The sequence below is a fragment of the Pseudomonas sp. HMWF021 genome (assembly GCF_003061005.1).
Taxonomy (GTDB): Bacteria; Pseudomonadota; Gammaproteobacteria; order Pseudomonadales; family Pseudomonadaceae; genus Aquipseudomonas.
This window is the reverse complement of the sequence record NZ_QAIK01000188.1, coordinates 994-14,493: the sequence shown is the minus strand read 5'-3', so window position 1 is coordinate 14,493 and position 13,500 is coordinate 994. Positions and strand designations below refer to the sequence as shown.

Genomic DNA, 13,500 nt, shown 5'->3' with positions numbered 1-13,500 from the left:
ATGGACAACCGCCACGATGACATCCTCGCCACCGGCGGCGTGCACATCGGCGGGACCGACTTCGACAAACAGCTGAGCCTGCAAGGCCTGATGCCGCTGTTCGGCTACGGCAGCCGCATGAAGAGCGGCGCCTACATGCCGACCAGTCATCACATGAACCTGGCGACCTGGCACACCATCAACTCGGTCTACTCGCAGAAATCCACCCTGGCACTGGGCAGCATGCGCTACGACATCGAGGACACCGGCGGCATCGACCGTCTGTTCAAGCTGATCGAGCAGCGCGCCGGGCACTGGCTGGCGATGGAAGTCGAAGAAACCAAGATCCAGCTGACCCACGCCGACAGCCGCCACGTGCCGCTGGACCGGATCGAGCCGGGCCTGAGCGTGGAACTGAGCCGCGCCCTGTTCGAATCGTCCATCGACGCGCTGCTTGAACGCGTGCGCGGCAGCGTCACGCAGCTGTTGAACAATGCGAACGTGTCGGTGGCTCAGGTCGATACGGTGTTCTTCACCGGTGGTTCGAGCGGGATTCCGGCGCTACGCAACAGCGTCTCGGCGATGCTGCCGAATGCGCGACATGTGGAAGGGAATATTTTTGGCAGCATTGGCAGTGGTCTGGCGATTGAGGCGATGAAGCGTTACGGCGCCATGAACTGATCCAAGACCGCGTTGCGCCCATCGCTGGCAAGCCAGCTCCCACAGGTTCTGCGCCGCTTTCGAAAGCGGTATCAATCCTGTGGGAGCTGGCTTGCCAGCGATGGCGTCAGTTAAGGCAACACAGTTATCGGATCAAACCATCCCGCCCAGCTTCAACTCACTCTTCAGATACGCGTAATAAATCGGCCCCGCCACCACCCCCGGCAGGCCGAATGCGGCTTCGAACACCAGCATCGCCAGCAGCAACTCCCACGACTTGGCACTGATCTGCCCGCCGACGATGCGCGCGTTGAGGAAGTATTCGAGCTTGTGGATAAAGATCAGATAGCCCAGCGCCGCCACTGCCACCCAGATCGACAGCGACAGGCCGACGATGGTGATCAAGGTGTTCGACATCAGGTTGCCGATCACCGGCAGCAGGCCGAGCAGGAAGGTCAGGACGATCAGGGTCTTGGTCAGCGGCAGCTTGATGCCGAACAGCGGCAGGATCACCGCAAGGAAGATCGCGGTGAAGAAGGTGTTGAGCAGGGAAATCTTGATCTGCGCGAAGACGATGTTGCGAAAGGCTTGAACCAGCAGGTGCAGGCGATCAAACAGTGCAGCGGCCAGCGGTTTGCGCTTGGTCAGGTCCGGCACGCGCTGCAAGGCGATGATCGCGCCGAGCACCATGCCGATCAGCAGGGTGACGAACATGTGCGCGGCGTCCTTGCCCACCAGTTGCAGCTCGGACAGGTGCTTGCTGCCCCACTCGCCGATCGCCACGCGAAACTCCGCAGCGCTGGCCGGCAGGTAGGCATCGAGGAATGGCGGCAGTTGACCGCGCGCGCGATCGACCACACCCATGAATTTGTCGAGCGAGGCGCCGGGGTTTTCCGCTTCGTGCAGCAGGAAACTGATGGCACCGGCAAAGATCAGCGCCAGCACACTGACCACCAGCGTGCCCAGCAGCGCCACCGCCAGCCAGCGCGCACGCCGGCCTTCGATCAGCCGTTGCAGTTGCGGGGTGAGCATGTTGACCAGCTCGAACACCAGCAGACCGGCCAGCAGGCTGGGCAACAAGCGCAGCGGCAACGCAAGCAGCAGACCGCCACAAATGATGATGCAACTGACCCAGAACACAACATGACGCTCAGAAAACGTTGGCATACAGCCTCAAAACGAACGGCGTAAAAGGATTGGCAGTCTGCCAGCGATCCGGCGCCGAAGCGAGTAGATGCCCCGCATCCTGGTCGCGCCGAAAAGATCGCAGCCTGCGGCAGCTCCTACAGGATCGCGATCTCATGTAGGAGCTGCCGCAGGCTGCGATCTTTTGATCTTATTTTTTCTTCAGGCAATCACTCATGAAGGTCTTGCGCGCATCGCCGGTGAGGGCCTTGGTTTTCGCGTCGGCGTTGCAGGTCTTCATTTTTTCCTGCTGCGGGGTCAGCACTTTGCCGTCATTGGCTGCCGGTGCGGCCTTGAGGCAGGTGCTCATGAACGTCTTGCGCTCGTCGCCCTTGAGGCTCTTGGCGGTAGCGTCGGCATTGCAGGTGGTCATTTTGTTCTGTTGCGCCGTGGCGGCGAAACCCTGGGAACACAGGAGCAGACCGATCATCAACAAAGGGACACGCAACATCTTCATGGAGTTTTCTCCTTGTCGCCGCATCGATGGAGGCGGCCTGCGCTGAAGTGTAGCCAAATCTTGTTACACCTTCCTGCCCTCCAGATGGCTGCGTCGGTATTGCTCCGGTGTACACCCGGCCTGCCGGGCAAACATGGCAATGAACGCCGAGCCGCTGCTGTAACCCAGATCGAAGGCGATTTCCTGCACGCTGCGGGTACTTTCCAGCGCCTCGATAGCCGCGAGATAACGCAGGCGCTGACGCCATTCGCCGAAACTCATCCCCAGTTCGCGCACGAACTGCCGGGCCAACGTACGCTCGCTGACGTGCACCTGCGCTGCCCAGTGCGCCAGCGGCTGGTTGTTGCCCGGATCAGCCTGCAAGGCGTCGAGAATCGCCAGCAACCCGGGGTTGCTCGCATACGGCAGATAACATTCATGCACCGGCGCCTGTTGCAGTTGATCGACCAACACCTGGGCCAGACGCTGGTCAGCGTCGAGTTCGGGGATCTTCACGTCGCGGGCGGCGAAGTCCTTGAGAATCGCCTTGAGGATGTCGCTGATCGCCAAGGTGCAGGCGCGCGCCGGCAGATCGGCGCAGACCTTCGGATCGAGGCATACCGCGCGATAGTTGACCGGTTGATGGCTGTAGAAACTGTGCTCGACCTGCGGCGGCACCCACACCGCATAGTGCGGCGGCGACATGAAGCGGCTGCCGTCGACGTCCATGTGCAGCACACCGTGAGCCGCATATTCCAGCGTGCCCCACGGATGGCGGTGCGGCGCCGCATATTCATGGGTGTTGAAGTCGGCGTAGCGGAAGTACACCGCCGACGGCAGTTCGCTGAAATCCAGCAGATCGATGTGTTTACTGTTCATGCTGTCCGGTTGCAGAGGCAGGTTGTCCGGTTCGCAGTATAGGGCTGCATCCAGACAGACGATAATCACCGTTCATCAACGTTCTGGTTTTAACCCATGCAATACGCGTTTCCCCTACTGGCGATTTTCATCTGGGCCGGCAATACAGTGATCAACAAACTGGCGGTCGGGGCGATCTTCCCCGCCGAGATCGGTTTCTACCGCTGGCTGCTGGCCGGGCTGCTGTTCACCCCGTTCATGCTCAAAGCGGTGATCGCGCACTGGCCGCAGATCCGCCCGAACCTGGGCAAGATCTTTATCCTCGGCGTGCTCGGGATGGCGGTCTATCAAAGCCTCGCCTACTTCGCCGCGACCCTGACCACGGCGACCAACATGGGCATCATTTTGTCGCTGATGCCGCTGATGTCGCTGGCCATGGCCATCATCAGCCTCGGCCAGCGCCTGACCGCTGGCGCATTGTTCGGCGCGGTGCTGTCGTTCGCCGGCGTGCTGGTGGTGGTGTCGTCCGGCAGCCTCGGCGCGCTGCTGCAACATGGAGTGAACCTGGGTGACGCGATGATGCTGATCGCCACCCTGGCCTACGCGATCTACAGCACCCTGCTGAAAAAATGGCAGCTGCGCCTGCCGCCGCTGGTGTTGCTGTACCTGCAAGTGCTGGTGGCGATTGTGGTGCTGTTTCCGCTGTACGCCGCCTCGCCGAAAACCGGCTTCACCGCGCAGAACATTCCGCTGGTGCTGTACGCATGCCTGCTGGCCTCGATGCTCGCGCCGCTGGCGTGGATGCAGGCGGTGCAGCGTCTGGGGCCGAGCCGGACCACGTTGTTCTTTAACCTGCTGCCGGTGATTACCGCGCTGATTGCGGCGGTGGTGTTGAAGGAGCAGTTGGCGATGTATCACCTGGTGGGTGGTGTGCTGACGCTGGGTGGGGTGATTCTGTCCGAACGCTGGACCACGGTGCTGGGCCGTAAAATCAGCGTTGCCTGATGGAAAAGATCGCAGCCTTCGGCAGCTCCTACAGGTGATCGCGTGGATGAACGCCAAAACCTTGTAGGAGCTGCCGCAGGCTGCGATCTTTTGATCTTGTCTTTGCCTTTACAAGCCGGCAGCCTTCAGCCGCGCCGCATGCTCGACAAACAACCGCACCGGATCCGCCCCTTTGCCTACCAGCCCCAGCGACTGATTGACGATGTCAAAGTGATCCAGCGGATAGTCATCGCCAATCACCGTGCCCAGGTGCGAGCTGTAGCGTCCGACCATCCCGTCACACTGCCCCGGCTCGCGCACGAAGGTTTTCGCGAACAAGCGGCAGCTGCGATTGGTCCCATCAAACAGGTTGCCACCACGGTCAGTCTTGCCCGGCTGCAACGTCCCCGACCACGAGTAATAACGCACGCCATTGACCTCTTCCGGCCCGTGCCCGCCCCAGGTTTCGGGCAGACCCTGTGGATAACGCTGATTGAACAGCGCCACCCCTTCGCTGGTGAGCGATTGGTGCGAGGCGTGGATATCCACCGGCAGTTTCGGCCCGTGGTAACCGGTTTCCAGCAATGCCATCAGCCAGCCGACGACACGCAGCAGCGCTTCGAGCAGACGGCCCTTGGCAGTGTTCGCCGGGTAGTGTTGCTGCAGATAGTCGGCCAGTTCCGAACCATGATTGGGCCCGGCCACGGACGTCACCGAAGCGATCAGATCCGGACGTTTGGCGGCGGCATAACGGGCGGTCAGCGAACCCTGACTATGACCGAACAGATTGACCCTGGCAGCGCCGGTCTCGCGCAGAATCTCGTCGATGCGCGCCAGCAGTTGCTCGCCGCGCACCTCGGTGGAATTAAGCGGCGACACCTGCACCGCAATCACTGTCGCCCCGCCACGGCGCAAGGCCTTGATGATCCCGTACCAGTACGGATACAGCAGCAGCCGGATAAACCCGAGCATGCCCGGCACCAGCACCAGTGGATAACGTGTCGCCGTACCTTGTGACATGGGCAAACATCCTTGTGGTCGTGAGTGGATGCCGGACGTGCAAAACGCCCGCCAAGCATCCTCTCTGATGATGACAACTCCACGACCAGCCTACTTCAGGCCCACCACCCCCGCCACAATCAGCCCCACCGACAGCAGTTTCATCAGGGTCAGGCTTTCGCCGAGCAGGGCAAAGCCGAGAAACACCGTGCCCAGCGAGCCGATGGCCGTCCAGATCGGATAGGCGATGCTCACCGGTAATTCGCGCATCGCCAGCGTCAGGAAGTAGATCCCGCCAATCGCCGCCGCCACCGTGATCAGCGACGGCCACAGACGGGTGAAGCCTTCGGCGTACTTCATGCCCATGGCGAAGGTCACCTCGAACCCGGCGGCGATCAGCAGGCACAGCCAGGCCACTTAGAACGCCCGGGCGAGGTCGAGCAAACGCTGCTCGGCCTCGGCCACCGACACCGCGAAGGTGCGCTCGGCCGACTCTTCGCCCTCGGCCGCGACCACGGTGACGTCGTTGATACCGACAAATCCCAGCGCGGTGCGCAGCCATGGATCGGCGTGGTTCAGGGCTTCCAGTTCACCACCGGGGCCGAAGCCGAAACCGCCGCGACTGGTGACGATCAGCGCTTTCTTGCCCTGCAGCATCGGGGTGTATTGGGCCACGCCGTTGTCCAGGGTGTGGTCGAATGTCAGCCCCAGACGCACGATCTGATCGACCCAGGCCTTGAGGCCGCTGGGCACGCTGAAGTTGTACATCGGCGTGGAAATCAGCAGCAGGTCGTGAGCGAACAACTCGCCGACCAGCTGATCGCTGAGCGCCAGATCGGCCTGCATCGACAGTGGACGCGCCTCGGGTTCAGGATGAAACGCAGCCGCGACAAAGGCTTCGTTGACCGGCGGGATCAGCGCCCGTCCGACTTCGCGACGGGTGACCTGCGCCTGGGGATGGCGCACTTGCCAGGCGCTGAGAAAGCTTTCCGCCAGGCGCCGTGAATGCGAACGGTCACCCCGTGGGCTGGCATGGATCGCAAGAATTTTGCTCATCTGTATTTGCTCCGGACTAGAATCAAACGGCTTGTGGCTTGCAGCTTGAAGCGCGTAGCCGCGTCCAATCAAATGAGCAAAAATCAGTCGGGATGAATTCATTTCATCCATGGAGCTTTCAATGTTCGCCTCGTTGCCGTTGACCGCCCTGCGCGCCTTCGAATCCGCTTCGCGCCTGCTGAGCTTCAAGGCCGCCGCCGAAGAGCTGTCGGTCACGCCCACGGCAATTTCTCATCAGATCCGTACGCTGGAAGACTGGCTCGGCGTCGCCCTGTTCGAACGTTTGCCGCGTCAGGTGCGCCTGACCGAGGGCGGCGAGCGACTGTTTCGCAGCCTGCACGGCGCGCTGCTGGAAGTGGCGCAAAGCGTCGACACCCTGCGTCCGCAACGCAGCGGCAGCAGCCTGACGCTGTCGACCACGGCCGCCTTCGCTGCGCTGTGGCTGGTGCCGCGCCTCGGGCGTTTTTATGCGCAGCACCCGAACATCAACGTGCGCTTGGATACCCACTGCGAAGTCATCGACCTGCATCAGGACGCCAGCGTCGATCTGGTGCTGCGCTACAGCCTCGATGATTACCCCAATCTTTTCGGCGTGTGCCTGTTCGATGAGTCCTTCGGTGTGTATGGCTCGCCGGAGCAGGTGGCGCTGGCCGCCCGGCGCACGCCGGCGCTGATCAGCGTGCGCTGGCACAACTCGAAGCTGTATGCCCACGGCTGGGAAGCCTGGTGCGCCCGCTCGGGTGAGCACTGGCTGAATCAGCATCCGGCGATCCGTGAATACGACGAAGAGCATTACGCCCTGCAAGCGGCGATTGCCGGGCAAGGTCTGGTACTGGCGAGCAATATTCTGGTGTCGCAGAGCGTCGCCAGTGGCTTGCTGGTGCCGTACAAGGGGCAAGTGCAGGTTGATGGTGCCGGGTACAGCGCGCTGTGTGTGCCGGGACGGGAACGGCATCCGCCGGTGCGGGCGTTTTTTGCCTGGTTGCAGGAGGAGGCCGTGTTGTCCGGGCTGACGCCAAGATCGCAGCCTTCGGCAGCGCCTGCAGGGAGGACGGTGGAAATCTGATAAAACTTTTTGCGTCGCTCAGGACTCACAACTTGGGTATGCGATCACGCCTGTAGAGCGTGGCGCCCATTGGATTAGCCTCCTGGAGATCGAAATGAGCGATGACCTGCATTTGTCTGATGTACAAACCCTGCGCGAGCGCGCACGACAGCACGTCGAGAACGGCGCGGTAACCGAGGGCTACAGCGCCGACCGTGACGAGGTGCTGCGCCTGCTCAATGAATCGCTGGCCACCGAACTGGTCTGCGTCCTGCGTTACAAACGTCACTACTTCATGGCCAACGGCGTGAAAGCTCACGTGGCCGCCGAAGAATTCCTCGAACATGCAACCCAGGAAGCGCAACACGCCGACCGTCTGGCCGAGCGCATCGTGCAACTGGGCGGCGAGCCGGAGTTCAATCCGGACCTGCTGTCGAAAATGTCCCATGCCCAGTACGTGGCCGGGAACACCTTGAAGGAAATGGTCTACGAAGACCTGGTGGCCGAGCGGATCGCCATCGACAGCTACCGCGAAATCATTCAGTACATCGGCGAAAAAGACCCGACTACCCGGCGCATCTTCGAAGACATCCTCGCGCAGGAAGAAGAGCATGCGGATGACATGGCCGACATTCTGAAAGACCTCTGAACCTTCGTTACCGCTATCGCGAGCAGGCTCACTCCTACAAGTTTTGCGCTGTACCTGTAGGAGTGAGCCTGCTCGCGATGACGCCGCAACAGCAGCAAAAAGATCGCAGCCTGCGGCAGCTCCTACATCCCACTGTAGGAGCTGCCGCGGGCTGCGATCTTTTGCTCTCGCCTTTATTTGGTTGGCTTGACGGTGACGGGCGCCTTGCCCGCCTTCATCTGCTCAAGCAGCGGCGCACACTGGTTCGGCTCCCCGCCACTTGGCGCTACCAGCGCCAGCAGCCCTGCCGCCGGTGCTGCGATCACGCCCAGCGCGACCATCCCCGCACCGCGCAGCATCAGCGGCACAGCCTTCACACCAGCGTCCGGCTTGATGAACTTGCCGCGCACGTACAACGGTGAACGCAGCGAAATCAGACGCCAGCCCTTGGATTCCGGCGTCACGGTCAGGTCCAGTTGCTCGGTGGCCATGTTCGCGGTGCCGTCGATGTAGATGATCGCGTTCTCGGTATCGAAGACAAACAGGCGCGTACTCGCCAGGCCAGTCTTGATGTCGAAGTCGGCTGCCGCGCAGTTGATCTTCACTTCCTTGTCGCCAAAGATCTTGCCGACCACGTAGTTGCCGACGTTGAGCCCCGCCAGTTCCATCAGCTCACGGCTGATCGCGCCGTCGTTGATCAGCATCTTCAGGTTGCCGTTGGCGCCGCCAAGCAGCTTGGCCACCGAGTTGCCGCGACCGCTGATGTCGGCGTCGCCATTGAGTTCACCGAAGCTGGTTTTCATCGGCTCAAAAGTCGGGAACAACTGCTTGAGCTTGAAGCCGCGCGCGGTCAGTTTGGCCCGGCCTTCCAGCGGTTCGGTGCGGCCGTTGAGGCGGATCTGCGCATCCAGATTACCGCCGGCGACGCCGAAGCGCAGCGGCTCGAGGCTGAGTTCGCCGTCGTTGAGTTTCAGGTGGGTATAGAGGTCGGTGAACGGCAGCTTCTCGCTGTGAACGATGCGCTTGCCGGTGAACTCGACGTCGGCGTCCATCGCGCGCCAGCGGTCGGTCTTGAACTCTTCCACCGGCAGCACCTTGTCCGTCGGTTGTTTGCTCTCGCCACCGCGGGCCTTTTGCTTGTCATTGGAGTCGGCGCCGATCAGCGGCGCGAGGTCGGCGAACAGCAATTGATTGGACAGTAGCGCCCCGCTGAGTTTTGGCCGTGGCTGGCTGGCGACGTAGGTCAGGTCGCCGTGGATGTCGCTGCTGCCGATCTTGCCGTTGAACTGCTCGTAGGTGAATTTCGCCCCGGCGGCGTCATGCAACTTGGCGATCAGGTGACCGTCGGTGGAATACGGCGGGGTATCCGGCAGGGTCACGCCGGTCAGTGGATAGAGGTTCCCAAGGCTGGCGCCGGCCAGTTTCAGACGCAGATCGAGTGCACCGAGGTTGAGCGGGTCAGTGAGGGTGCCGGCCAGTTCGATGCTGGTGGCGCCGATCTTCGCCTGGGCCTGCAGCGGGAACGGTTTGTTCGCGTCCTGCAACGCCAGCAACCCGCCGATCTTACCCTGGCCGGTGAGATTCTGGCCGTGGTACTGGCCTTTGACCTTCAGCGCAAACGCATAGTCCTGCGGCGCGGCGCCCTTGTCCTGGGCAGTCTTCGCGGCTTTGTCACCGACGATATCGCTGAACGGAATCGGCTTGCCCAGCGGATCGATCACCACGTCCAGGTTGGTTTTCAGCGTCTGGTCATCCAGGGTGACGTGGCCCTTGTCGAAGCCGATCGCACCGATGTCCACCACCCAGTTGGAGGGTTCGGCATTCGGGTCTTTCGGGTCGAACTTGAACGTCCAGTTGGCGCGGCCATCGGCCAAGCGCTGCAGTTGCGCATTGGGTTCGGTCAGGTCGATTCGCGGGATCGTCACCCGTTGCGCCAGCAGTGCCAGCGGCGAGATACGCAGTTCCACGCGTTTGAGCGTGACCATCTGCGGCTGCTTCGACCAGTCCGGGTTGCCTAGCGTCAGGTCTTCAGCGACCACGTGCGGCCACGGCACCCAGGCCCGCCAACCGCCCTCGTCCGGCTCGCGCTGCCAGATCACCGAGAGGTTGCCGTTGATGGCAAACGGTCGATGCAGTTCTTCCGAGACTTTGGTGTTGAGCGGCGGTTTGATCCGGTTCCAATCGAAGAACACGATGATCAGAACGAGTACCGCCAGCAGCAGTACGAGGATGGCGAAGGTCCAACTGAAAATTTTCCCGGTGCGCGTCATGCACAAGACTCCTGATGACGACCGCACGCCGACTTCGCGACGCACAGCTGAAACGGCGGGCCAAAGCGGCCCTCATGAAATCTACGACTGGCAAACAGTGCGCAGGTTTAATCGGAATATAGATTGCGTGGCAAAAAATCACCCGAATGCTGACCGATCGGTCGAACAGCGTTACCGCCGCCCGCACATTTGCGAGGCGCCAGTGAGTCGAAAATACCCACTGCGGTGCAAAACCGTCGCCCGCAAACGCCCGAGCTAGAGCGCCTCGGCAGAACAATCAATTCTGTTGATTATTACCATTGCGTTTATGAACTTTTATATCGACTTATCGAGAGTAGCATTGGCTTCGTACCCACTTTATCGCCCTCCCAAGGAGCAACCCATCATGAAACGCCAATTACTGTTCAGCCTTACCCTGTCGATGCTAGCCAGCACTGCTTTCGCCCTGCCAGCAGCCGAACAGGCTACCCCACAAGTGCAATTGAGCCACTCGGTATTCAGCCAGACTGTTGCGGCTGACGGCGGCGACCGCACTCCACAAGGCCAGACCCTGGCTGAAAACGGTCGTAATCGTCTGGAAGAAAAAGGCCTGGTACAAGATGGCTACGACAAGACTCCACAAGGTCAGGCTGTAGCAGAAGGCGGCCGTGATCGCCTGGAAGAGAAAGGCCTGGTGCAAGACGGCTATGACAAGACGCCACAAGGTCAGACTCTGGCATCCGATGGCGGCGACCGCACTCCACAGGGCCAAACCCTTGCCGAAGGTGGTGGTGACCGTACCCCACAAGGTCAAACCCTCGCCGAAGACGGTTTCGACAAAACCCCACTGGGCCAGGCCGTTGCCGAAGGCGGTGGTGACCGTGTGATCGAACGCAACAGCGCGTTGAGCTAAGCCCATGGCGGCCTGGAAAAAAAGCCCAATCAGCGGATTGGGCTTTTGACTTTTTCAGCACTGGAAATCCGTAAAACCCCGTTTCCCCGCTCACATCCCTCCCCCTGCCGTTCGACGCCGGCAAAGCCGATTTGCTAGAGTGCGGCGCTTGTCCTGTCTAAGAAAACACCCTTGCGATGCTGCCCCGCGCCGAACAGAAACAACAGACCCGCAACGCCCTGATGGACGCTGCCCGCCATTTGATGGAGAGCGGCCGAGGATTCGGCAGCCTGAGCCTGCGCGAAGTGACCAAGACCGCCGGCATCGTGCCCACCGGTTTCTATCGGCATTTTGCCGACATGGACGAACTGGGTCTGGTGCTGGTCAGTGAAGTCGGCCAGACCTTCCGCGAGACCATCCGCCTGGTCCGCCACAATGAATTCGTCATGGGCGGTATCATCGATGCGTCGGTGCGGATCTTCCTCGACGTGGTCAGCGCCAACCGTTCGCAATTCCTGTTTCTGGCGCGCGAGCAGTACGGCGGCTCGCTGCCGGTGCGTCAGGCGATTGGCCGTCTGCGCGAGAACATCAGCGCCGACCTTGCGGCCGATCTGACGCTGATGCCCAAGCTGCAACATCTGGATGCGGCCGGCCTGAGCGTGATGGCCGACCTGATCGTCAAATCGGTGTTCGCCACCCTGCCGGACATCATCGACCCGCCCGCCGAAGCCCTGCCGGAGCATCTGACCCCGCAGGCGAAAATCACTCAGCAACTGCGCTTCATCTTTATCGGCCTCAAGCACTGGCAAGGGCTGGGCAGTACCGAGTAAAGATCAAAAGATCGCAGCCTTCGGCAGCTCCTACACCCATCTCTGTAGGAGCTGCCGAAGGCTGCGATCTTTTTATGAGCCACAAATTGGTGCATGTAAAAATCTTCACGCACCAAAACCTTCCAAAATTCTGCAACATCTTGAAACATCCACTACGCTCCGACAGGGATTTCCTACATCTCGGCCGGTTGGCAAGCCCCTTGCTCTAGCCCTCTCTACAGTCCACTGCTGGAAGCTTTCCGATGCTGGTGATTCATCGCAGAATCGACCCTCAACCTGTCTGGTCCGCCGAGTTGCACCTGACCTTCGAAGCGCGCAGCAAAAGTCGCCTGCGCTGTTTCAGTGCCGATGGCGAAGACGTCGGGTTGTTTCTGGAGCGCGGTCAGGCACCGTTATATGACGGCGAATGCCTGCAGGCCGAAGACGGCCGCATCGTTCGCGTTTGCGCCCGCCCCGAGCAACTGCTGCACGTCACCTGCGCCAACGCCTTCGAACTGACCCGCGCTGCCTATCACCTCGGTAACCGCCACGTTGCCTTGCAAGTCGGCGACGGCTGGCTGCGCCTGCTCGACGATTATGTGCTCAAGGCCATGCTCGAACAGCTCGGCGCGCAGGTCGAAGCGATTGAAGCGCCGTTCCAGCCGGAACACGGTGCCTACGGCGGTGGCCATCACCATTCGCGGCATGGCGACGAAGACTTCAACTACGCGCCCAAACTCCATCAGTTCGGCGTACGCCTGTGAATCCGGCCTGGGCGCTGCTGCGCCTGGCCAGTCCGCAACTGCCGATTGGCGGCTACAGCTATTCGCAAGGCCTGGAAATGGCGGTGGATAACGGCCGCGTGAACAACCCGGACAGTGCCCGGCGCTGGATCAGCGATCAGTTGCTGCTCAACCTCGCCCGCTTCGAGGCGCCGCTGCTGCTCGCCCATTGTCAGGCCGCCGCCGAGGAAAACTGGCCCGAGTTGCTGCGTATCTGCGAAACCCACCGCGCCAGCCGCGAGACCCGCGAGTTGCATCTGGAAAGCCGGCAGATGGGTTACTCGCTGCAGCAACTGCTCAACGGTTTGCCGGAACTCGACGCGCCGGCCCGCAGCATTCTTGAGCAATGCGCGGAACCGCATCTGGCCCTCGGCTGGGCACTCGCCGCCCGCGCCTGGCAGATCAGCCCGCAGGACGCCCTCGCCGCTTGGCTGTGGAGCTGGCTGGAAAACCAGCTCGCGGTATTGATGAAAACCCTGCCGCTGGGCCAGCAAGCCGCCCAGCGCCTGACCAGCGAACTGCTGCCGCTGCTGCAACAGGCGCAGCAGGACGCCACCCGCATCCATCCCGAACACATCGGCAGCGCCGCGTTCGGCCTGTCCCTGGCGTGCATGGCGCATGAGCGCCAGTACAGCCGACTGTTTCGCTCTTAGGGCCTGTCATCTTGGAGAAGCACATGAACACACAACCCCTGCGCGTCGGCATCGGCGGCCCGGTCGGTTCCGGCAAAACAGCGTTGACCCTGGCCCTGTGCCTGGCGTTGCGCGATCGCTACAACCTGGCCGTCGTCACCAACGACATCTACACCCGCGAAGACGCCGACTTTCTGGTGCGCAACGAGGCGCTGGCACCGGAACGCATCATCGGCGTGGAAACCGGTGGCTGCCCGCACACGGCAATCCGCGAAGACGCCTCGATCAACCTTGAAGCCGTCGATC

General features: G+C 61.5%; 15 protein-coding genes and 1 pseudogene. 9 read left to right on the top strand and 7 right to left on the bottom strand.

Annotated features, from left to right (window positions below):
- Nucleotides 1–660 (top strand): Hsp70 family protein (locus DBR18_RS30090; protein WP_256589014.1); only part of this gene is annotated, 660 nt, incomplete at its 5' end.
- 132 nt (nucleotides 661–792) lie between these two features.
- Here DBR18_RS30090 and DBR18_RS27200 read toward each other — a convergent pair.
- The 3 genes from DBR18_RS27200 to DBR18_RS27190 form a co-directional block, all read right to left on the bottom strand.
- On the bottom strand, nucleotides 793–1,806 hold the full coding sequence (locus DBR18_RS27200; protein ID WP_108592657.1) for an AI-2E family transporter: 1,014 nt from the start codon (nucleotides 1,804–1,806) through the stop codon (nucleotides 793–795).
- Nucleotides 1,807–1,975: 169 nt separating this feature from the next.
- Nucleotides 1,976–2,281 (bottom strand): PsiF family protein, encoded by a 306-nt coding sequence (locus DBR18_RS27195; RefSeq protein WP_007966973.1) that lies wholly within the window; start codon nucleotides 2,279–2,281, stop codon nucleotides 1,976–1,978.
- A gap of 63 nt (nucleotides 2,282–2,344) precedes the next feature.
- Nucleotides 2,345–3,139 carry a helix-turn-helix transcriptional regulator gene (locus tag DBR18_RS27190; RefSeq protein ID WP_108592698.1) on the bottom strand — a complete coding sequence of 265 codons (795 nt, stop codon included), beginning with the start codon at nucleotides 3,137–3,139 and terminating at the stop codon, nucleotides 2,345–2,347.
- A gap of 96 nt (nucleotides 3,140–3,235) precedes the next feature.
- On the opposite strand from DBR18_RS27190, the gene DBR18_RS27185 reads away from it, so the two are divergent.
- A complete protein-coding gene (locus tag DBR18_RS27185) occupies nucleotides 3,236–4,123 on the top strand; it encodes a DMT family transporter (RefSeq protein WP_108592656.1) in 888 nt (295 codons plus the stop codon).
- Nucleotides 4,124–4,231: 108 nt separating this feature from the next.
- Here DBR18_RS27185 and DBR18_RS27180 read toward each other — a convergent pair whose 3' ends face one another.
- From DBR18_RS27180 to DBR18_RS27170, 3 genes are all read right to left on the bottom strand, one after another.
- Nucleotides 4,232–5,122 (bottom strand): triacylglycerol lipase, encoded by an 891-nt coding sequence (locus tag DBR18_RS27180; protein WP_108592655.1) that lies wholly within the window; start codon nucleotides 5,120–5,122, stop codon nucleotides 4,232–4,234.
- A gap of 90 nt (nucleotides 5,123–5,212) precedes the next feature.
- Complete coding sequence (locus DBR18_RS27175) at nucleotides 5,213–5,518, bottom strand: multidrug efflux SMR transporter (RefSeq protein ID WP_108592654.1); 306 nt, start codon at nucleotides 5,516–5,518, stop codon at nucleotides 5,213–5,215.
- The gene (locus DBR18_RS27170) at nucleotides 5,519–6,157 is read right to left on the bottom strand and encodes an FMN-dependent NADH-azoreductase (RefSeq protein WP_108592653.1); all 639 of its coding nucleotides are present in this window, start codon (nucleotides 6,155–6,157) and stop codon (nucleotides 5,519–5,521) included.
- A gap of 109 nt (nucleotides 6,158–6,266) precedes the next feature.
- On the opposite strand from DBR18_RS27170, the gene DBR18_RS27165 reads away from it, so the two are divergent.
- Both DBR18_RS27165 and DBR18_RS27160 read left to right on the top strand, forming a co-directional pair.
- The gene (locus DBR18_RS27165; RefSeq protein ID WP_177482444.1) at nucleotides 6,267–7,223 is read left to right on the top strand and encodes a LysR substrate-binding domain-containing protein; all 957 of its coding nucleotides are present in this window, start codon (nucleotides 6,267–6,269) and stop codon (nucleotides 7,221–7,223) included.
- Nucleotides 7,224–7,317: 94 nt separating this feature from the next.
- A complete protein-coding gene (locus tag DBR18_RS27160) occupies nucleotides 7,318–7,851 on the top strand; it encodes a bacterioferritin (RefSeq protein WP_108592651.1) in 534 nt (177 codons plus the stop codon).
- A gap of 173 nt (nucleotides 7,852–8,024) precedes the next feature.
- Here the strand turns inward: DBR18_RS27160 and DBR18_RS27155 are convergent, their stop codons facing one another.
- Nucleotides 8,025–10,100 carry an AsmA family protein gene (locus tag DBR18_RS27155; protein ID WP_108592650.1) on the bottom strand — a complete coding sequence of 692 codons (2,076 nt, stop codon included), beginning with the start codon at nucleotides 10,098–10,100 and terminating at the stop codon, nucleotides 8,025–8,027.
- A 385-nt stretch (nucleotides 10,101–10,485) separates the two neighbouring features.
- Between DBR18_RS27155 and DBR18_RS27150 the strand changes: the two genes are divergently transcribed.
- From DBR18_RS27150 to DBR18_RS30085, 5 genes and pseudogenes are all read left to right on the top strand, one after another.
- Nucleotides 10,486–10,992, top strand: a complete 507-nt coding sequence (locus tag DBR18_RS27150; RefSeq protein WP_108592649.1) for a hypothetical protein — start codon at nucleotides 10,486–10,488, stop codon at nucleotides 10,990–10,992.
- A gap of 176 nt (nucleotides 10,993–11,168) precedes the next feature.
- Nucleotides 11,169–11,801, top strand: coding sequence for a TetR family transcriptional regulator (locus DBR18_RS27145; RefSeq protein ID WP_025111817.1), 633 nt, complete (start codon nucleotides 11,169–11,171; stop codon nucleotides 11,799–11,801).
- 242 nt (nucleotides 11,802–12,043) lie between these two features.
- The gene (gene ureE / locus DBR18_RS27140) at nucleotides 12,044–12,544 is read left to right on the top strand and encodes an urease accessory protein UreE (RefSeq protein WP_003221180.1); all 501 of its coding nucleotides are present in this window, start codon (nucleotides 12,044–12,046) and stop codon (nucleotides 12,542–12,544) included.
- Nucleotides 12,541–13,215: an urease accessory protein UreF gene (locus tag DBR18_RS27135; RefSeq protein ID WP_108592648.1), complete on the top strand. Its 675-nt coding sequence runs from the start codon at nucleotides 12,541–12,543 to the stop codon at nucleotides 13,213–13,215. The genes ureE and DBR18_RS27135 overlap by 4 nt, the downstream gene beginning before the upstream one ends.
- 23 nt (nucleotides 13,216–13,238) lie before the next feature.
- Nucleotides 13,239–13,500, top strand: a pseudogene (locus DBR18_RS30085) (GTP-binding protein); the annotation flags it as partial.